This window comes from Klebsiella sp. CN_Kp091, from assembly GCF_040065095.1.
Classification (GTDB): domain Bacteria; phylum Pseudomonadota; class Gammaproteobacteria; order Enterobacterales; family Enterobacteriaceae; genus Klebsiella; species Klebsiella aerogenes.
The window spans coordinates 53034-71786 of the sequence record NZ_JBEAIO010000010.1; the positions used below are offsets into that span (position 1 = coordinate 53034).

Consider the following 18753-nt stretch of genomic DNA (forward strand, 5'->3'; position numbering starts at 1 on the left):
CAATGCGAATATTTGTTTACGGCAGTTTACGACGCAAACAAGGCAACAGCCACTGGATGACCAACGCCCAGTTGCTGGGCGCTCATAGTGTCGACGATTATCAGCTGTACAGCCTGGGCCACTATCCAGGCGCGGTGCCGGGCGAGGGCACAGTACATGGTGAAGTGTATCGTATCGACGCATCGACGCTGGCCGAGCTGGATGCGCTGCGCACCAAGGGCGGTGAATACGCGCGCCATCTGATCCAAACGCCTTACGGCAGCGCGTGGATGTATGTCTACCAGCGCTCCGTCGAGGGGTTTGCGCAGATTGAGAGCGGAAACTGGTTGGACAGAGACCAGTAATTGAAAACGACAACGCCACCTTAGGGTGGCGTTGTTTTATCTTGCGCTCGGGGCGTTATTATTTATTTTCTGGCCACGATGTTTGCGGGTAACCTAAAAATCCTTCCCGGATTATGCCGAACCTTGCAGCCAAATAAGGTGAAGATAAATGATTCGCGAAATATATTCTTAAGCAGCATAAGTGGACTCCCTCAAAATCCATTAAAGAGTTCTTCTTTCTCGCTATAGTGATTTTCAATGCCGGACTGACAGTGTAAAAGTGTTTTATTCGTTATATCAGAGTTGAAGAGTTCGTTTTCCTCAATATAGTAATTACTGATTCCGGACTGACTGCGTAGCTGTGTTTTATCCACCATATCAAAATTAGCGCATCCGGTTATTTTTCCATCTATTGCGTTGGGGAAAAGCTGTAACATTAATTCCTGACCCCATTCAGGTACATTATTGATATGATAAATGAATTCGACCTTGGTGGTGCGTTGGTCCATAGTAGGAGTGATAGTATTTACATTTTCCACCTGTATGTTGCCGAAGCATAGACCGGTTCTCCAGCTATAAGGCCAGTTTGGACTGCTGGCTGCACCTTTATCAGTCAGTCGATAATAAAAGAAAGTAATTCCAAATTCGTTTACCTGTTTTATTTCTTCTACAAGATCGTGTTTAATAAACCATGGCGTTCCTGCACTAGGCCGAATCTCGCCGCTAAACTTGGTGCGCAGTCTTCTATCGGTAATTATACAGACCGCTTGATTGGCATTAGGATTTGCGGCATCAAAACGCTTTTGAATTTCCCAGCGCCACTGCGGCCCGCTCAATTTTTTAACCGGATAGCCAGCGTCTTTTTTTGTACTGCCGCAGGCAGTAAGAAGCAGTGCGCAAGTTAAACCGAAAAAGATGCTTATTTTATTCATCTATAGTATCTCTACTTATGACATCCAGATTTTCTTCATGAAATTATAAATATTAAGATTGCCACGGGTCTGTTCTGGTAGGCCAGTGATTAAAGTCTCAATTGGATAGGGAAAACAGCGCTGTGGATTAGCAGAATAGTCGTATGCAATCCCTTCCAGCGCACTATCACCCGGTGCTAGTCCGTGGCAAGCAGGAACGTTGCCTTGCTGGTACTGATAACCTTCGGCAAAGACAATTTTCTTCCCCCAATCGTTCAGATGCGATAAAAATTCATCTTTTTTATGAAAATCATAGTTTGTTAACCAGATTATATGTTGCTTTCCAAATATTATTACGCTGCTTTCTTGTTCTGTGTGATTTACAGGGGTGATATGATTTTTGTTTGTAAATCTATAGCGATACGTCCAGGATAACGTATGATCGTGTTTATTGTATTGTGGTAATTCTAGCCAGCTGAAACTAACGTCTTCAGGAATGTTTCTGATATATTCTGGCAGAATGTTATCCTGTAGTTCCTTCGCTTTTTTTTGCAAGTTGGATAGATTGTTAGAGAGCCTTAAGTATCCGACGTTAAATATTTTTATGCATAACACCCTTCTGTTGGGATTACGTAGCAATATGTACCTGGAACAGTTTTCTTCTGGGGAATTACTTAATGGCGTACCGTAGTTTTCTTTATCTTCAATGTAAATATAGTTTTTCGATATATTTAATTTGGCAATGTCGTTTAATTTAATTGCTGCCGGTCCGGAAATAATCGTTCTGACTCCGTAGTTGCCTAAATTAGCATCGAACATGCGGATCTTTTCGAGCTCATCAGGCGTTGGTGGATATTTACTCTCTGCGAGGGATGAGAATATCGTTAAAGTGAAAATTATCGGTAGTGCATATATTATTTTATTCATGATTGTTTACTTTTACATTAAAAGTAATGATGCTGTTGCCATATTCATGTAAGTAATACAGTAAGAATATGACGTATTTAGATAAAAGTGTCAGTTTTCGATTGCCAAAATAACAGCCTGCATTTTATCTTTCTTAGCGCTACATCAGTTCCCGTGGCGTTATCCTGGAACCATTACGCCTGGCGTAAGCCAATATTATTTGATGCACTTTTATTCTACCTTTTACCCGGCGCGATAGCCGACGGCTAACTAAGCCGATAAGTTCGATGATAATTAAAAGAAGATTGATAGGCATCGCCATTATCATCAGGCTGGTAATGAACTTCCAATTTACAGGAGCGCTTAGCAGATCGTGCAAATGTATTGATAGTGAGAATAATACAATCAACAGTACGAAGCCGTAAGCACATTTATAAATAAACGCCATCTGCGGATTGCCGAGGCTAAATTGACTGCTTTTCAGATAAGCGCTGCCATCGCTGACATTGTATAACGCCTGGAGACCATTATGTCCATGTTGTCGTGCGGTAATTACCCAGTCGCCATCGGCAAGAAATGGTGGGTGATGACGATATATATTCGGATGTGTCGCGAAGGGGTTGGTTAGCCAGGTCAGTTGTGCAGGAAAATACAATGCAGAGGTGGCTAGCTGGAAACATACGCCTTCTGCTGTTGCATATTTTCTCGAAGATCTATACTCCCATATTCGAAAGTAACTATTCATTATTACGCCTTCCTCAAGGGCGATATGTTCTGGTAGCGATAGATTTTTATCCAGCGGGAGTTTATTTCTCTCGTCTATTGAATGTGCTGAATTTAATATCTGGAAAAATGAAAAGTCACCTTGTCTGGCTTGATTCATTTTGCTAATCAGGTCAGCTTGCGTAAGGGAAAAGTTATGAGCGATCCAGGCGAAACCGGTAGGGTGAATCCGCAAAAATAACATAACCAGCAGCGCGAACATGAAAAGCCCAAAAAATAACCCGTTAGCGATCATACCGACAGCAACGCAGAGCGCCAGTACGCCGAAAAGCCATGCCCCTTTCAGCGGCTGTAGGCTGGGTTCGAGTAACGCACTACCATCGCTTAACCAGTGGATCCAATAGCTACCATCCTGCAGGCGGCGGGTGCCGATATGTAGCGGCTGGCCGACCTGCAGGCTGTCAAAAAGCGAGGAGTCCTTAAAGTAGCGTTTATCGGTATAAAAGACGCGCCCATCTTCGATAAGGCGTAAATAGCCCTGGTCTTCCGAGGCGGCAGTGGTGAAGCCGGTAAAATTCAGGGTGAAATAATGAGTCTGTTTCACAAGGTTCCTTCCTTAATGAAATAGCGGCGTTTTTCCCTATAGCCCATGCCGAAGACTCAGGCAAAGCCATTACCACAGATAAAAATGGCTCTTACCAATCAACAGAAGGGCCGCCAGCGTGGTGAGCGCGAGAAACAACAACCGCCTTGTCGGGGTGCTGAACATTATCCTATTTCCTCTAATGTGGTGTTGGCGGCGACTCGCCTGAGGTAACCTCTTACGGTCGTTCGCAGCGCCAGCCAGTCGCGTACGCTTTGTGACAAACAGCGGGCGGTTGGGCCGATAAGCTCCATTATTGCCAGTGTTCCGCCGAAACAAAGTAGTGATATAGACAACATGTGCAGTGAATCGCGAAACAACCACCACAAGCTCCTGCCAGACTTGTAGGGATTATATAATTCCATGCCAAGTACAAGCAGGTACAGCGCCAGCGCCATGCCATAAAGCAGGTTATAGAGTAGCGACATTTGCCGGTTACCGGGATACCACCAATGATTTTTCAGAAAAGCGCCCCCGTCGCTGACGTTGTATAACGCCTGGATGTCGTTATCCTCCCGTTGGTAGATGGCGACTATCCGATCGCCGATAGCGAGAAAGGGCGGTTGACGGCGGTAAAAAATGGGATGCAGGCCGAAATTGGCGAAACCGATCTGCCAGAAGAAAGCCAGCGGAGCTATGTCGCATTGCAATCCAACCCCGTGGTATTCCCGCCTAGGATTCCCTGCGAACCACTTCTTAAAAATGATATTGCTAATTTTCCCCGTCCGGACGGCATAGCGTTGCGGAAGCGTTTCTGTAAAAGCCAGCGCTGCCTGACGATCGACCGGCGGCGTTGCCTGTATCGACTGACAAAATGAGAAGTCGCCGCGGCGCGCCAACGTCATCTTCGCCAACAGATCGCGCATATCGGGGAGGAGTTTTAACGCCGGGCGGAACAGAAGCTCGCAGAGGCCAGATAGCAGCGCGATTAACGCCAGTACCGCGATAATGCCGAACCCCATCTTCCCCCATTCTGAATCGATGTAAAAGACGGGGATGAGCGTTGCGATGAGGACCAGTAGGCTAACCAACAGCAGCGGCCGGGCCCATGGCTTTGCTAAGTGGTCTGGTTCAAGTAGTGTTTTGCCGTCGCTCAACCAGTGGATCCAGTAGCAACCGTTGGGCAAGCGGCGGGCGCCGATGTGCAGGGGGCGGTTAAGCTGCAGGCGGTCAAAAAGCGTGGGATCGCTAAAATGGCGTTTATTGGTATAAAAGATATGCTCGCCTGCAATGAGGCGCAGATAGGCTTGCCCTTCAGAGGCCGCGGTCGTGAAACCGGTATAGTTCAGGGTGAAATAGCGAGTGCTTTTCACGGGGATCCCTCCACGAGGATAATGCGGCAATCCGTGCCGCAGTCAGGCAGGGGATGACCCTGCCTGAGACAGAATTACTTCTGTTTAGCGCGCTCGAAGGAAGCAACGATTTCAGCTTTAGCCGCTTCAGCGTTGTCCCAACCGTCGACTTTAACCCACTTGCCTTTTTCCAGATCTTTGTAGTGCTCGAAGAAGTGAGTGATCTGGGCTTTCAGCAGTTCCGGCAGGTCGTTCACATCTTTGATGTGATCGTATTCTTTGCTCAGCTTGGTGTGCGGTACCGCAACCAGCTTGGCATCTTCACCGGATTCGTCGGTCATTTTCAGTACGCCAACCGGACGGCAGCGGATAACTGAACCTGGTTCCAGCGGGTACGGGGTCGGGACCAGCACGTCAACCGGGTCGCCGTCCAGAGACAGGGTGTGGTTGATGTAGCCGTAGTTGCACGGATAGAACATCGCAGTGGACATGAAACGGTCAACAAACAGCGCGCCGCTCTCTTTGTCAACTTCGTATTTGATTGGGTCTGCGTTAGCTGGGATTTCGATAACGACGTAGATGTCTTCCGGCAGCTCTTTGCCCGCAGGTACGTTGAGTAAGCTCATGTCTGTTTCCTTTAAAAATGTTTGGCAAACAAGTGCCCGGTATTATAGCCAACTCACATCGAATGTCTTCGCTTCTTTTTGCCTTGATACAGGGGGAAGCGTCTGAATTTCTCTTCCTCAGATAACCCTAAAATCCATAAAGATAGCCACATTCTGAATAAATTTGTGTAACCGTTTTCAATGTCACGAGCGGCAGTTATCCAGAAGGCAAATTTTCGTCATTGGCGCAGGGCATGCCGTTGGGCGGGAAGCCTTATCGCCGCTCAGCTCAGACAAATCGCAGCACTTAACATTTTATTTACTTTTTCGAAGTGTGATGTAACGCATTCAGTTACATAACGGATTGTCTATAGTTTGTTCGCAGGTGAGCATTTAACCAACAATAACCCTACGAGGAACATCTTATGTGGAAGCGCTTACTTCTCGTCACCGCGGTTTCGGCAGCTATGTCGTCTATGGCGATGGCCGCCAACCTGACCGTAGGATTTTCGCAGGTCGGCTCTGAATCGGGCTGGCGCGCGGCCGAAACGAATGTTGCTAAGGAAGAAGCGGCGAAGCGTGGTATCACCCTGAAGATTGCCGACGGTCAGCAAAAACAGGAAAACCAGATTAAAGCCGTGCGCTCGTTCATTGCCCAGGGCGTGGACGCGATCTTTATCGCGCCGGTCGTGGCGACCGGCTGGGAGCCGGTGCTAAAAGAAGCGAAAGAGGCCAATATCCCGGTGTTCCTCCTCGACCGTTCGATCGACGTTAAAGATAAGTCGCTGTATATGACCACCGTCACCGCCAACAACGTGCTGGAAGGCCAACTGATTGGCGACTGGTTGGTGAAAACCGTCGATGGCAAACCGTGTAACGTCGTAGAGCTACAGGGCACCGTGGGCGCCAGCGTCGCTATCGATCGTAAGAAAGGCTTCGCCGAGGCGATTGCCAAAGCGTCCAACATCAAGATTATCCGCTCGCAGTCCGGCGACTTCACCCGCAGTAAGGGGAAAGAGGTGATGGAGAGCTTTATCAAGGCGGAGAATAACGGCAAGAACATCTGCATGGTCTACGCCCATAACGATGACATGGTCATTGGCGCGATTCAGGCCATCAAAGAGGCCGGTCTGAAGCCGGGCAAAGATATCCTCACCGGGTCTATCGACGGCGTGCCGGATATCTATAAAGCCATGATCGCCGGCGAGGCGAATGCCAGCGTTGAGCTGACGCCGAATATGGCCGGTCCGGCGTTTGATGCGCTGGAAAAATACAAAAAAGACGGCACCCTGCCTGAGAAGCTGACCATTACCAAATCGACCCTTTATCTGCCGGATACGGCAAAAGAAGAGTTAGAGAAGAAGAAAAATATGGGTTACTGAGCCTTCATGAAAATGCCGGGGGCGCTACGCTTGCCCGGCCTACATTTCGCTCTTTTGTAGGCCGGATAAGCGCAGCGCCATCCGGCGTGATGCAGGGGGAACCATGACCACCGACCAATACCAGGAGATCCTTCGTACCGAAGGACTCAGCAAATTCTTCCCCGGCGTGAAGGCGCTGGATAACGTTAATTTCAGCCTGCGGCGCGGCGAAATCATGGCTCTGTTGGGCGAAAACGGCGCCGGAAAATCGACGCTGATTAAAGCGCTCACCGGCGTGTATCATGCCGACCGCGGGGCGATTTGGCTGGAAGGGCAGCAAATATCGCCGAAAAACACCGCTCACGCTCAGCAGTTGGGTATCGGTACCGTTTACCAGGAAGTTAACCTGCTGCCGAATATGTCGGTGGCGGATAATTTGTTTATTGGCCGCGAGCCGAAGCGCTTTGGTCTGCTGCGGCGCAAAGAGATGGAAAAACGCGCTACCGCGCTGATGGCCTCTTACGGCTTCTCGCTCGACGTGCGCGAACCGCTGAATCGTTTTTCGGTGGCGATGCAGCAAATCGTCGCTATCTGCCGGGCCATCGACCTGTCGGCGAAAGTGTTGATCCTCGATGAACCAACCGCCAGTCTCGACACTCAGGAAGTGGAAATGCTATTCACCCTGATGCGTCAGCTGCGCGATAACGGCGTCAGCCTGATTTTTGTGACCCATTTTCTCGACCAGGTCTATGCCGTCAGCGACCGTATTACCGTGCTGCGCAACGGCAGTTTCGTCGGCTGTCGGGAGACCCGCGAGCTGCCGCAAATCGAACTGGTCAAAATGATGCTCGGCCGCGAGCTGGACCATCAGGCGCTGCAGCGCGCCGGGCGCACGCTGCTCAGCGATAAGCCGGTGGCGGCATTTGAAGATTTTGGCAAGAAGGGCACGATTGCGCCGTTTACTCTGCAGGTGCGGCCGGGCGAGATCGTCGGCCTGGCCGGGCTGTTGGGATCCGGGCGCACCGAAACGGCGGAGGTCATTTTTGGCATCAAGCCCGCCGACAGCGGTAAAGCGTGGATCAAGGGCAAGCCGCAAACGCTGCGCTCGCCGCATCAGGCCTCCTGCCTCGGCATTGGTTTTTGTCCTGAAGACCGTAAAACCGACGGCATTATCGCCGCCGCCTCGGTACGGGAAAATATCGTGCTGGCGCTACAGGCGCAGCGCGGCTGGCTGCGGCCGATCCCGCGCCGCGAACAACATGAGATTGCCGAACGCTTTATTCGCCAGTTAGGTATCAGGACGCCTAGCGCCGAACAGCCGATCGAATTTCTCTCCGGCGGTAACCAGCAGAAGGTATTGTTGTCGCGCTGGCTGCTGACCAAACCCCAGTTCCTGATCCTCGATGAGCCGACGCGCGGTATCGACGTCGGCGCCCACGCCGAGATTATTCGCCTGATAGAAACCCTCTGCGCCGATGGTCTGGCGCTGCTGGTTATCTCCTCGGAGCTTGAAGAACTGGTGGGCTACGCTGACCGGGTGATCATCATGCGCGATCGCCAGCAGGTGGCGGAAATCCCCCTTGCCGAGCTGTCGGTCCCGGCGATCATGAACGCGATTGCGGCATAAGGAGCCCAGCATGATGCCCAGAACCGTACCACAAAGCGGACAGCCAAAACGGCGCTTTAGCTGGCCGAAAGGCATGCCGCAAATTATCGCTCTCCTGCTGGTATTAGCGGTGGATAGCCTGGTGGCGCCGCATTTCTTCCAGGTGCTACTGCAGGATGGGCGGCTGTTTGGCAGCCCGATTGACATTCTCAACCGGGCGGCGCCGGTGGCGCTGCTGGCGATTGGCATGACGCTGGTCATCGCCACCGGCGGCATCGATCTGTCGGTCGGCGCGGTGATGGCTATCGCCGGGGCGACCGCTGCCTCGATGACCGTCGCCGGTCACAGCCTGCCGGTGGTGCTGCTCGCCGCGTTAGGCGCAGGCGCGCTGGCTGGCCTGTGGAACGGCATTCTGGTGGCCGTGCTGAAGATCCAGCCCTTCGTGGCCACGCTTATCCTGATGGTCGCCGGACGCGGCGTCGCGCAGCTGATTACCTCCGGGCAGATAGTCACCTTTGATTCGCCGGCGCTTTCCTGGCTCGGCAGCGGATCGCTGCTGTTGCTACCGACGCCGGTGATTATCGCCGTCGCAACGCTGCTGCTGTTCTGGCTGTTTACCCGCCGGACCGCGCTCGGCATGTTTATTGAAGCGGTGGGGATCAATATCCGCGCGGCGAAAAATGCCGGAGTGAATACCCGCATTGTGGTGATGCTGGCCTATGTGCTGAGCGGCATCTGTGCGGCGATTGCCGGGATTATTGTGGCGGCGGATATTCGCGGCGCTGACGCCAACAACGCCGGATTATGGCTGGAGCTGGACGCCATCCTGGCGGTGGTGATCGGCGGCGGTTCGCTGATGGGCGGGCGCTTTAATCTGCTGCTGTCGGTGGTGGGGGCGCTGATTATCCAGGGGATGAACACCGGGATTTTACTCTCCGGTTTCCCGCCGGAGCTCAACCAGGTGGTGAAAGCGGTGGTGGTGCTGTGCGTACTGATCGTTCAGTCGCCGCGCTTTATCGGTCTACTGAAAGGGGTACGCGGGCGTGATAAAACGTAATTTACCTTTGATGATTACCCTCGCGGTATTCGTGCTGGGCTATCTCTACTGCCTGACCCAGTTTCCGGGTTTTGCGTCGACGCGGGTGATTTGCAATATCCTGACCGATAACGCTTTCCTTGGGATCATCGCCGTCGGCATGACCTTCGTGATCCTCAGCGGCGGTATCGATCTGTCGGTCGGGTCGGTGATTGCCTTCACCGGCGTGTTTCTGGCCAAAGCGATCGGCTTTTGGGGGATCTCGCCGCTGCTGGCTTTCCCGCTGGTACTGGCCATGGGCTGCGCCTTCGGCGCGTTTATGGGGTTGCTGATCGATGCGCTAAAAATCCCGGCATTTATCATCACCCTCGCCGGCATGTTTTTCCTGCGTGGGGTGAGCTATCTGGTCTCGGAAGAGTCGATTCCTATTAACCACCCGCTGTATGACACTCTGTCCGGGCTGGCGTGGACCATCCCCGGCGGCGGCCGCCTGAGCGCGATGGGGCTGCTGATGCTGCTGGTGGTGGTGCTGGGCATTTTCCTCGCCCACCGTACCCGCTTTGGCAATCAGGTCTACGCCATCGGTGGCAACGCCACGTCGGCCAATTTGATGGGCATTTCCACGCGTAGCACCACCATTCGCATCTATATGCTGTCGACCGGCCTGGCGACGCTTGCCGGCATTGTCTTCTCTATCTACACCCAGGCGGGCTACGCGCTGGCGGGCGTAGGCGTGGAACTAGATGCCATCGCTTCGGTGGTGATAGGCGGCACGCTGCTGAGCGGCGGCGTCGGAACGGTACTGGGGACGCTGTTCGGCGTGGCGATTCAGGGGCTTATTCAGACCTACATCAACTTTGACGGTACGCTCAGTTCATGGTGGACGAAGATTGCCATCGGCATTCTGCTGTTTATCTTCATTGCGCTGCAGCGCGGGCTGACGGTGCTGTGGGAAAACAGGCAAAATGCTGTTGTCCGCCGAATAAATAATGAGGAAAAAAAACAGCCAATTTGAGAAGCGAAAATTATTTGCTATAGTCGCTTTTGCTGCGAAAAAGGAAAGTAGATAAGGGATTATGACGATGAACTTGCATTGTGAAAGCGACTGTGCGCGGATAGATAACAATGTGCAAAATAAAATAAAACAAGGTGATAATATTAGTGGTTGGCTATACATTCCGGCATTTTTATTACCGATTATTATTATTAGTGGTCTGATGTTGGCTTGCCAGCTCTGCTATTGTTACTGGTTTCAGATGTACTTCTATCCTCTTGGTTTTTATGTGAAATTTTTTATTCTTTTTAATTTGTTTTTTGCTGCGAGCGTATTCTTTCTGGCGAATTACGTTATCACGCTATTCTGGCGGAAAAAACGTCAGTTGCCGCAGTTTTATATAGGGCTACTGATTGCGTGGTGGCTTGCATTATTCATCAAGGCTATTCTTACGTATCACATCTTAATGGGGCAATTTGCGGCTTGGGATTTGCTTTGTCTGGGAGTTTTCAGCGTTATTTCCGCAATCTTTATCCCTTATTTTCTTAAAGCGAAACGAGTGCAATTGACGTTCGTCAGTTAAAAAAACGGGCGCCCATTAGAGGGCGCCCGCGTTATCAGGCGTCCGGGAACTCTTTAATGAAGTTCTCGACGTCTTCTACCATGTGGTCGTTGCCGACGAAGAACGAACGGCGCTGGTGCAGGCTTTCCGGGATGATATCGAGAATACGCTCTTTACCATCGCTGGCTTTGCCGCCAGCCTGTTCCGCCAGCATCGCCATCGGGTTGCATTCGTACAGTAAACGCAGTTTACCTTGCGGGTGGCTGGCGGTGCTTGGATACAGGTAGATGCCGCCTTTCAGCAGGTTACGGTGGAAGTCAGCCACCAGAGAACCGATATAGCGCGAGGTGTACGGGCGCTGGGTCTCTTTATCTTCTTCCTGACAGTACTTGATGTACTTCTTCACGCCCATCGGGAACTTGATGTAGTTACCTTCGTTGATGGAGTAGGTTTTGCCTTTCTCCGGGAAGCGCATCCGCTCCTGGCTCAGGCAGAAGACGCCGAGTGACGGGTCGTAGGTAAAGGCGTGCACGCCGCAGCCGGTGGTGTAGACCAGCATGGTGGAGGAGCCGTAAACCACATAACCCGCGGCAACCTGTTTGTTACCCGGCTGCAGGAAGTCTTCTTCGGTGACCGGCGTCCCGACCGGCGTGACGCGGCGGTAGATAGAAAAGATAGTCCCCACGGAGACGTTAACGTCAATGTTGGAGGAGCCATCCAGCGGATCCATCAGCACAACGTATTTGGCGTGTTCGCACCCTTCGAAGACCACGATTTCATCTTCTTCTTCCGAGGCGATACCGGCGACGATATCACGTGCGCGCAGTGCAGCTTTTAATTTTTCATTCGCGAACAGGTCCAGCTTCTGCTGAACTTCACCCTGAACGTTTTCCGCACCGCTGGCACCCAGGATATCGACCAGACCGGCCTTATTGATATCGCGGTGGATGATCTTGGCGCCCAGTTTTATTGCCGACAACAAAGCAGTCAGCTCACCGGTAGCGTGGGAGAACTCGTGCTGCTTTTCGACAATAAATTCACCTAACGTTTTCATAACTCGTTCCCTGCATTTTTATGTTGAGTAAAACGAACGCAACAATCTTAACAAATAATAAAAAAACTGCGCACAGGTGAATCGCGCCAGCAAATGCAGATTTGCCTGAAATGCATTTCTCAGGGGGCATACATATGGGTAAAATGCGGGTCAGATTAATGAGGGAAGTAACGAATGCGCATTCATATTTTAGGAATCTGTGGCACGTTTATGGGGGGGCTGGCAATGCTGGCACGTTCCCTCGGGCATCAAGTAACCGGCTCGGATGCTAACGTTTATCCGCCAATGAGCACCCTGCTGGAAAACCAGGGCATCGATCTGATTCAGGGCTACGACGCTAGCCAACTGGACCCGCAGCCGGACCTGGTGATTATTGGTAACGCCATGACCCGCGGTAATCCGTGCGTCGAAGCGGTGCTGGAAAACAACATTCCGTACATGTCCGGTCCGCAGTGGCTGCACGATTTCGTGCTGCGCGACCGCTGGGTGCTGGCCGTCGCCGGTACCCACGGTAAAACTACCACCGCCGGTATGGCGACGTGGATCCTCGAAGCCTGCGGCTATAAGCCGGGCTTCGTTATCGGCGGCGTACCGGGGAACTTCGAAGTTTCCGCACGCCTGGGCGATAGCCCGTTCTTCGTGATTGAAGCCGACGAATATGACTGCGCCTTCTTCGACAAGCGTTCTAAGTTCGTTCACTACTGCCCGCGCACGCTGATCCTCAATAACCTTGAGTTTGACCACGCGGATATCTTTGACGACCTGAAAGCGATTCAGAAACAGTTCCACCACCTGGTGCGCATCGTGCCGGGCAAAGGCAAGATTATTCTGCCGGAGAGCGACATCAACCTGAAGCAGGTGATGGCGATGGGCTGCTGGAGCGAACAGGAGCTGGTGGGCGAACAGGGCCACTGGCAGGCGAAGAAACTCAACGCCGATGCCTCGCAGTGGGAAGTCCTGCTCGACGGCGAAAAAGTTGGCGAAGTGAACTGGGCGCTGGTCGGCGAACATAATATGCACAACGGCCTGATGGCGATTGCCGCGGCGCGTCATGTTGGCGTGGTGCCGGCGGATGCCGCTAACGCGCTGGGCAGCTTTATCAACGCCCGCCGCCGCCTTGAGCTGCGCGGCGAAGCCAACGGCGTGACCGTCTACGACGATTTTGCCCACCATCCGACGGCCATTCTCGCGACGCTGCAGGCGCTGCGCGGCAAAGTCGGCGGCACCGCGCGTATTCTGGCGGTGCTGGAGCCGCGTTCCAACACCATGAAAATGGGCGTCTGCAAAGACGATCTGGCGCCGTCTCTGGGCCGCGCCGATGAAGTCTTCCTGCTACAGCCGCAGCATATCCCATGGCAGGTGGCGGAAGTGGCGGAAGCCTGCGTACAGCCGGCGCACTGGAGCGCCGACGTCGATACGCTGGTGGATATGATCGTGAAAACCGCGCATCCGGGCGACCATATTCTGGTGATGAGTAACGGCGGCTTTGGCGGCATTCATCAGAAGCTGCTGGATAAACTGGCGCAAAAAGCGGCCGCGGCAGAGTAAACGCGAACGCTTCCGGTTACTGCCCTCCGCGTGAGGGCAGTTTTGTTTTCGCCACCAGGGATTGTGTGATGCTGACCTGTGAAAGAGTACTTTCTACCGATTCGCCCCATTTCGCCGCGCTTGACGCGCTGTACGCCCGCGCCTTTCCATGGCACGAACAGCGCGAAAGCGACGCCAAACTTCAGGCGCTGAGCAACCCGCACTATGCGCTGGAAGCCTGGTTTGATGACGGGATATTTATTGGCCTGAGCGGCTGCTGGCAGTTTGCCGGTTATAGCTATATCGAACATCTGGCGATTGACGACACCCTGCGTTCGCGCGGCTATGGCAAACAGCTGCTGGCGCAGATCCTGACGCGTGCGCCGCTGACTATTCTGGAAATCGATCCGCTCACCAGCGAAATCGCCCATAAGCGGCTGCGCTTTTATCAGTCGATGGGATTCCATGCCAATGCCTGGGCGCACCGGCATCCGACCTATCATCAAGGGATCGACGATCATGAACTGCTGGTGTTGAGCTGTCCGCAACCGATCGATGCGGCGCAGTATCAGCAGTTTGCCCGCGATTTAGGGCGAGAGGTGATGGGGTAGCCCGGATAAGGCGCAACGCGCCGCCATCCGGGAGATGGCGGTTAGCGTGGGGACTAGCCTTCGTTTTCGGCCAGTTCGCGCAGATACTGGAAGATCAGGCGCGCGGATTTTGGCGGCTTGTTGCCTTCTTTCTCTTTTTTGGCATTGCGGATCAGTGAGCGCAGCTGCTGACGGTCAGCGTCTGGCCACAGGTTCAATACCTCTACGACAGCATCATCGCCATTATCAATCAGGCGATCGCGGATTTGTTCCAGCTTATGGAACAGCGCCACCTGCTGGTTGTGACGGTTCTTCAGCTTATCCAGCGCCTGGCGAATCGGATCGACGTCGCGGTTACGCAGCATTTTACCAATCAGCTGCAGCTGGCGGCGGCGGCCTTCTTTCTTGATACGCTGGGCGAGTTCAATGGCGTCGCGCAGGTCGGTATCGAGCGGCAGCTTATCCAGCGCGTTCTTACCGAGGTCTACCATTTCCGCGCCAAGACGCTTCAGTTCTTCCGCATCGCGCTTAATTTCACTCTTGCTGACCCAGATAATTTCATCATCTTCATCTTCAACGTCATCACCGGGCACGTCGTCGAGCCAGTCTTCGGGCTGCTTTGTCATCTCAGGCTCCTTAAAAAAGAGGCTAATGTTACCAGTTAAGGCGCGCACTGAAAAACGGTTCTCTGTTAGACTTCAGTTAACTCCTTCTTACATTATGGCATTAGCAATGAAAGTCATCTCTCAAGTTGCACAGCAGCGTAAGACGCTGGAAGAAGCCGTTAGTACGGCACTGGAACTGGCGGCAGGCAAATCCGACGGTGCGGAAGTCTCCGTCAGCAAGACCACCGGCATCGGCGTCAGCACCCGCTACGGTGAGGTGGAGAATGTTGAATTCAATAGCGACGGCGCGCTCGGCATCACCGTTTATCATCAAAACCGTAAAGGCAGCGCCTCTTCGACCGACCTGAGCCCGGACGCTATCGCCCGTACCGTGCAGGCGGCGCTGGATATCGCGCGTTACACCTCGCCGGACCCGTTTGCCGGCGTGGCGGATAAAGAACTGCTGGCCTTTGACGCCCCGGATCTGGACCTGTTCCATCCGGCGGAGGTCTCCCCCGATGAAGCCATCGAGCTGGCGGCCCGCGCCGAGCAGGCCGCTCTGCAGGCCGACAAACGTATCACCAATACCGAAGGCGGCAGCTTCAACAGCCACTATGGAATTAAAGTGTTCGGTAACAGCTATGGCATGCTCCAGAGCTATTGCTCTACCCGCCACTCGCTTTCCAGCTGCGTGATTGCCGAAGAAAACGGCGATATGGAACGCGACTACGCCTACACCATTGGCCGCGCCCTTGGCGATTTACAGACCCCGGAGTGGGTCGGCAACGAATGCGCCCGCCGCACTTTGTCGCGCCTGGCGCCGCGTAAGCTGTCGACGATGAAAGCGCCGGTTATCTTCGCCAACGAAGTGGCTACCGGGCTGTTTGGCCACCTGGTTGGGGCGATCGCCGGCGGCGCGGTCTACCGTAAATCGACCTTCCTCCTCGACTCCCTCGGCAAACAGATCCTGCCGGAGTGGCTGACCATCGAAGAACATCCGCATCTGCTGAAGGGGCTGGCCTCCACGCCGTTCGACAGCGAAGGCGTGCGCACCGAACGTCGCGACATCATCAAAGACGGCGTGCTGACCCAGTGGCTGCTCACTAACTACTCCGCGCGTAAGCTGGGTATGAAAAGCACCGGCCACGCCGGCGGCATCCATAACTGGCGCATCAACGGCCGTGGCCTGAGTTTTGCAAAGATGCTTAAAGAGATGGGCACCGGGCTTGTGGTCACCGAATTGATGGGGCAGGGTGTCAGTGGCGTGACCGGCGACTACTCGCGCGGCGCATCCGGTTTCTGGGTAGAAAACGGCGAAATTCAGTATCCGGTCAGTGAGATCACCATCGCCGGAAATCTGAAAGAAATGTGGCGTAATATTGTCACCGTCGGCGACGATATCGAAACGCGCAGCAATATTCAGTGTGGTTCCGTACTGCTGCCGGAAATGAAAATCGCCGGTCAATGACCTGTGTGCCGGGCGCGTCCTGCCGCGCCCGCTTGATATCTTCATAATAAAAAGGAAGTGAGCAATGCGTAAAAAACTGTTAGCGATGCTGGCCGTCTCTGCTTTTGCGCTCGGTTCGGCATCGGCGTTCGCCGACCTTGGCGAAGACATGGACACCCTTGCGGAAAACCTGCAGGTGGTACAGAAAACCTCAGACATTGGCGAGCTGAAAGCGGCGCTGAATAAGATGCGTACCGCTGCCGTTGACGCCCAGAAAGAGACGCCGCCAAAACTGGAAGGCAAAGCGGCCGATAGCCCGGAGATGAAAGATTTCCGCCACGGTCTGGAGACGTTGGTCGGCCAGATCGACGGCGCGCTGAAGTTAGCTGACGCCGGTAAGCTGAAAGAGGCGCAGGCCGCCGCGGAGGACTTCAAAACTACTCGCAATACCTACCATAAGAAGTATCGCTAATCGCCGTTTTCGGGAGGCGTCAGCCGATGTCTCCCGCCTAAAAACCTACCTGTATCACATTTTTCCCTTTTCTTTTTCCGGTCTTTTTCCGCTCAACCTCGAGCATTGTTGTGATGCGTATCACGTCATATCGCCTGTTTTTACATTTATCCGGTGAATATGTGGAGTCGATCACCTAAGCCTTCTCCCTTTCCACTTCGAAGTGGAAAACAACTCGCTACAAACTCCTGACCCCCGGCGCTACTTTGGATTCCAGAGACATCAGCGGGGTAACACAAGTGAATAACGGAGCGGTAATAAACGACGTAGGGGAGCAGGCGGCGCAGACCGAACGCCTGGCTGACAAGATGTTACAGCAGGTCTTCGCCCTGTTAAGCCGTCACGACATCGTCCCTAACGACGTTCAGGAGCAAATGCTGACTTCCCACGTGCGGGCCATGGCCCACCGGTCAATCAGCGGCGAACCGCTACCGGAAGTGGATGCCAGTCTGTTCGAAGAAATTTCTGAAGATTCAATGATGCTGGCCCGCGAAGTGGTCGCACAGTTCGGCAACCTGCCTGATGAAGAGGCATGGTTGTTGTCCGTCCACTTCGAAGTCGCAAAAGAAAACCTGTAAGGAGCAAAACATGGAACAAATCACCGTAGTTATTGGCGACCGTCTGGGTAAAGGACAAAAAGTCGCGGCAGGCGCAGAAAAAGCCGGCGCACGTGCAGTGGTCGTCCCTGGCGTTGCTGCAGACATGAAACTTGGCGACATGATGAAAGCGGAAAACGCCTCTTTCGGCATCTCCTTCTGCGGCAGCGGCGGCGCAGGCGCTATCACCGCGCAGACCAAGTACGGCTACAAAGCAAAATACGGCATGCGTTCTATTGAAGAGGGCGTCACCGCCATCAACGAAGGCTGCAACGTGCTGGGCTTCGGCTTCATGGATAAAGAAGAGCTGGGCGAGCGTCTGGTTGAAGCCTGGAAAAAGAAATACGGCGCATAAGTATGAAAGAGCAATTCACCACCACGGTGAGGGTTGCAGGCAAAGGCGAAAGCAAATCACGGGCCTTCGCCGATGCCCTGAACCATGTGCAGGCTGCGGTGATGAAGTCATCATCGCGCATCCTACTGCGTATTGAGCCACAGGACGTGACGGTTGTTCATGCGCGCGAAGCGGTACGAAAAGAGGCGTTTCTGTTCATCTTTTTGCGCCGTGAACGACGGACCTACAGCGTGGAGCTGGACGTCACCGTCAACGTGACCGCCATCGATCTCGATAAAGTGGATTTCGTCACGCAAACCTGATTGTTACCAAAGGGTCAGATTATGTTCCTGATAATTTTAATAAAATCGCTCATCATCGGCGGCCTGGTCGGCGTCGGCGTGGGCGCCGGAGCGGCACGCATGTTTCACGCGCCCACCACGCAAGGGATGGGGGCGTTTCGTACCTTGGGCGAGCTGAATTCCTGCGAAGGCGATCCGGCTTCTCACTTCTCTTTTGGTCTCGGCTTCTTCTTTAACGCCTGGGCCTCTTCCGTTGCAGCAGGCTCCTTCACCCAGGACGTTGACCACCGCATTATCCCGAACTGGGGCGCGGCGGCGTTGATGGTGAAAAATCGTAACGTTGGCGAAACGCTACACGATCCGAAAAAAATGGCGATTGCCTGCGGCATCATCGGCATGATCGTCGTCGCCTTCCTTAACCTGACCGCCTCTTCCGTACCGGAAGCGCTGCAGGTCACCGCCGTTAAGGTATTGGTTCCGGCGGCAAACCTGCTGGTGAACACCGTGATGCCGGTGATTTTCTGGCTGGCGGCTATTGATGCCGGTAAGAAATCAGGCTTCTGGGCGACGATTTTCGGCGGCGCGGCGCAGCTGATTATGGGTAACGCCGTACCGGGTCTGGTACTGGGGATCCTGATCGGTAAAGGCGTAGAAGAGAGCGGCTGGAACCGGGTAACCAAAGTGATGATGATCGCCATTGTCGCGCTGTTTGTCCTCAGCGGCTTCTTCCGCGGCTTCGACATGAAGATGCTCGAATCCTTCCATCTGACCGTGCCGAACTGGCTGGACATGATCCACAACTCACTCAGCGGCAAGTAACGGGAG

General features: G+C 53.5%; 21 protein-coding genes. 14 read left to right on the forward strand and 7 right to left on the reverse strand.

What is annotated here, in order from left to right:
- The first annotated feature begins 2 nt into the window (after positions 1-2).
- A complete protein-coding gene (locus tag ABLV17_RS10205; RefSeq protein WP_015704194.1) occupies positions 3-344 on the forward strand; it encodes a gamma-glutamylcyclotransferase in 342 nt (113 codons plus the stop codon).
- 191 nt (positions 345-535) lie between these two features.
- Here the strand turns inward: ABLV17_RS10205 and ABLV17_RS10210 are convergent, their stop codons facing one another.
- From ABLV17_RS10210 to ppa, 5 genes are all read right to left on the reverse strand, one after another.
- On the reverse strand, positions 536-1255 hold the full coding sequence (locus ABLV17_RS10210) for a hypothetical protein (protein ID WP_213794678.1): 720 nt from the start codon (positions 1253-1255) through the stop codon (positions 536-538).
- Positions 1256-1270: 15 nt separating this feature from the next.
- Positions 1271-2161: a DUF2167 domain-containing protein gene (locus tag ABLV17_RS10215; protein ID WP_271031653.1), complete on the reverse strand. Its 891-nt coding sequence runs from the start codon at positions 2159-2161 to the stop codon at positions 1271-1273.
- A gap of 139 nt (positions 2162-2300) precedes the next feature.
- The gene (locus tag ABLV17_RS10220; protein ID WP_308957775.1) at positions 2301-3467 is read right to left on the reverse strand and encodes a hypothetical protein; all 1167 of its coding nucleotides are present in this window, start codon (positions 3465-3467) and stop codon (positions 2301-2303) included.
- Between the two features lie 164 nt (positions 3468-3631).
- Positions 3632-4819, reverse strand: coding sequence for a hypothetical protein (locus ABLV17_RS10225; RefSeq protein ID WP_308957776.1), 1188 nt, complete (start codon positions 4817-4819; stop codon positions 3632-3634).
- Between the two features lie 74 nt (positions 4820-4893).
- The gene (ppa, locus tag ABLV17_RS10230) at positions 4894-5424 is read right to left on the reverse strand and encodes an inorganic diphosphatase (RefSeq protein WP_087858319.1); all 531 of its coding nucleotides are present in this window, start codon (positions 5422-5424) and stop codon (positions 4894-4896) included.
- A 404-nt stretch (positions 5425-5828) separates the two neighbouring features.
- Between ppa and ytfQ the strand changes: the two genes are divergently transcribed.
- The 5 genes from ytfQ to ABLV17_RS10255 all read left to right on the forward strand — a co-directional run bounded on the left by ytfQ (position 5829) and on the right by ABLV17_RS10255 (position 10983).
- Positions 5829-6785 carry a galactofuranose ABC transporter, galactofuranose-binding protein YtfQ gene (gene ytfQ, locus ABLV17_RS10235; RefSeq protein WP_020079801.1) on the forward strand — a complete coding sequence of 319 codons (957 nt, stop codon included), beginning with the start codon at positions 5829-5831 and terminating at the stop codon, positions 6783-6785.
- Positions 6786-6888: 103 nt separating this feature from the next.
- A complete protein-coding gene (ytfR, locus tag ABLV17_RS10240) occupies positions 6889-8391 on the forward strand; it encodes a galactofuranose ABC transporter, ATP-binding protein YtfR (RefSeq protein WP_308957778.1) in 1503 nt (500 codons plus the stop codon).
- A 10-nt stretch (positions 8392-8401) separates the two neighbouring features.
- Positions 8402-9427 (forward strand): galactofuranose ABC transporter, ATP-binding protein YtfT, encoded by a 1026-nt coding sequence (gene ytfT, locus ABLV17_RS10245; RefSeq protein WP_015704197.1) that lies wholly within the window; start codon positions 8402-8404, stop codon positions 9425-9427.
- A complete protein-coding gene (yjfF, locus tag ABLV17_RS10250) occupies positions 9414-10421 on the forward strand; it encodes a galactofuranose ABC transporter, permease protein YjfF (RefSeq protein WP_213317452.1) in 1008 nt (335 codons plus the stop codon). Before ytfT ends, yjfF begins: the two co-directional genes overlap by 14 nt.
- Before the next feature lie 61 nt (positions 10422-10482).
- Positions 10483-10983 carry a DUF2569 family protein gene (locus ABLV17_RS10255; protein ID WP_308957780.1) on the forward strand — a complete coding sequence of 167 codons (501 nt, stop codon included), beginning with the start codon at positions 10483-10485 and terminating at the stop codon, positions 10981-10983.
- A gap of 34 nt (positions 10984-11017) precedes the next feature.
- Here ABLV17_RS10255 and fbp read toward each other — a convergent pair whose 3' ends face one another.
- Entirely contained in the window at positions 11018-12016 is a 999-nt protein-coding gene (gene fbp / locus ABLV17_RS10260) for a class 1 fructose-bisphosphatase (RefSeq protein WP_015368583.1), read from the reverse strand.
- 174 nt (positions 12017-12190) lie between these two features.
- On the opposite strand from fbp, the gene mpl reads away from it, so the two are divergent.
- Together mpl and ABLV17_RS10270 are read left to right on the forward strand one after the other, a co-directional pair.
- A complete protein-coding gene (mpl, locus tag ABLV17_RS10265; RefSeq protein WP_087858324.1) occupies positions 12191-13564 on the forward strand; it encodes a UDP-N-acetylmuramate:L-alanyl-gamma-D-glutamyl-meso-diaminopimelate ligase in 1374 nt (457 codons plus the stop codon).
- A gap of 68 nt (positions 13565-13632) precedes the next feature.
- A complete protein-coding gene (locus tag ABLV17_RS10270; protein WP_308957781.1) occupies positions 13633-14154 on the forward strand; it encodes a GNAT family N-acetyltransferase in 522 nt (173 codons plus the stop codon).
- Between the two features lie 53 nt (positions 14155-14207).
- Here ABLV17_RS10270 and yjgA read toward each other — a convergent pair whose 3' ends face one another.
- Complete coding sequence (gene yjgA / locus ABLV17_RS10275; protein ID WP_015368580.1) at positions 14208-14759, reverse strand: ribosome biogenesis factor YjgA; 552 nt, start codon at positions 14757-14759, stop codon at positions 14208-14210.
- Positions 14760-14853: 94 nt separating this feature from the next.
- On the opposite strand from yjgA, the gene pmbA reads away from it, so the two are divergent.
- The 6 genes from pmbA (at position 14854) to ABLV17_RS10305 (ending at position 18747) form a co-directional block, all read left to right on the forward strand.
- Entirely contained in the window at positions 14854-16206 is a 1353-nt protein-coding gene (pmbA, locus tag ABLV17_RS10280) for a metalloprotease PmbA (protein WP_045360325.1), read from the forward strand.
- Positions 16207-16270: 64 nt separating this feature from the next.
- Entirely contained in the window at positions 16271-16657 is a 387-nt protein-coding gene (gene cybC, locus ABLV17_RS10285; protein ID WP_015368578.1) for a cytochrome b562, read from the forward strand.
- Positions 16658-16935: 278 nt separating this feature from the next.
- Complete coding sequence (locus ABLV17_RS10290) at positions 16936-17274, forward strand: PRD domain-containing protein (protein ID WP_015368577.1); 339 nt, start codon at positions 16936-16938, stop codon at positions 17272-17274.
- 10 nt (positions 17275-17284) lie between these two features.
- Positions 17285-17647 (forward strand): SFCGS family glycine-rich protein, encoded by a 363-nt coding sequence (locus ABLV17_RS10295; protein WP_015368576.1) that lies wholly within the window; start codon positions 17285-17287, stop codon positions 17645-17647.
- A gap of 2 nt (positions 17648-17649) precedes the next feature.
- A complete protein-coding gene (locus ABLV17_RS10300) occupies positions 17650-17949 on the forward strand; it encodes a DUF4312 family protein (protein ID WP_015368575.1) in 300 nt (99 codons plus the stop codon).
- Positions 17950-17970: 21 nt separating this feature from the next.
- Positions 17971-18747 (forward strand): DUF4311 domain-containing protein, encoded by a 777-nt coding sequence (locus ABLV17_RS10305; RefSeq protein WP_015368574.1) that lies wholly within the window; start codon positions 17971-17973, stop codon positions 18745-18747.
- Positions 18748-18753: the final 6 nt, after the last annotated feature.

Coding starts and splice junctions, on each gene's coding strand:
- ABLV17_RS10305 (WP_015368574.1), top strand. CDS start 17,971: ATGTTCCTGATAATTTTAATAAAATCGCTCATCATCGGCGGCCTGGTC.
- ytfT (WP_015704197.1), top strand. CDS start 8,402: ATGATGCCCAGAACCGTACCACAAAGCGGACAGCCAAAACGGCGCTTT.
- ABLV17_RS10215 (WP_271031653.1), bottom strand. CDS start 2,161: ATGAATAAAATAATATATGCACTACCGATAATTTTCACTTTAACGATA.
- ppa (WP_087858319.1), bottom strand. CDS start 5,424: ATGAGCTTACTCAACGTACCTGCGGGCAAAGAGCTGCCGGAAGACATC.
- ytfQ (WP_020079801.1), top strand. CDS start 5,829: ATGTGGAAGCGCTTACTTCTCGTCACCGCGGTTTCGGCAGCTATGTCG.
- cybC (WP_015368578.1), top strand. CDS start 16,271: ATGCGTAAAAAACTGTTAGCGATGCTGGCCGTCTCTGCTTTTGCGCTC.
- ABLV17_RS10300 (WP_015368575.1), top strand. CDS start 17,650: ATGAAAGAGCAATTCACCACCACGGTGAGGGTTGCAGGCAAAGGCGAA.
- ABLV17_RS10210 (WP_213794678.1), bottom strand. CDS start 1,255: ATGAATAAAATAAGCATCTTTTTCGGTTTAACTTGCGCACTGCTTCTT.
- ABLV17_RS10295 (WP_015368576.1), top strand. CDS start 17,285: ATGGAACAAATCACCGTAGTTATTGGCGACCGTCTGGGTAAAGGACAA.
- pmbA (WP_045360325.1), top strand. CDS start 14,854: ATGGCATTAGCAATGAAAGTCATCTCTCAAGTTGCACAGCAGCGTAAG.
- yjgA (WP_015368580.1), bottom strand. CDS start 14,759: ATGACAAAGCAGCCCGAAGACTGGCTCGACGACGTGCCCGGTGATGAC.
- fbp (WP_015368583.1), bottom strand. CDS start 12,016: ATGAAAACGTTAGGTGAATTTATTGTCGAAAAGCAGCACGAGTTCTCC.
- ytfR (WP_308957778.1), top strand. CDS start 6,889: ATGACCACCGACCAATACCAGGAGATCCTTCGTACCGAAGGACTCAGC.
- ABLV17_RS10270 (WP_308957781.1), top strand. CDS start 13,633: ATGCTGACCTGTGAAAGAGTACTTTCTACCGATTCGCCCCATTTCGCC.
- mpl (WP_087858324.1), top strand. CDS start 12,191: ATGCGCATTCATATTTTAGGAATCTGTGGCACGTTTATGGGGGGGCTG.
- ABLV17_RS10205 (WP_015704194.1), top strand. CDS start 3: ATGCGAATATTTGTTTACGGCAGTTTACGACGCAAACAAGGCAACAGC.
- ABLV17_RS10255 (WP_308957780.1), top strand. CDS start 10,483: ATGACGATGAACTTGCATTGTGAAAGCGACTGTGCGCGGATAGATAAC.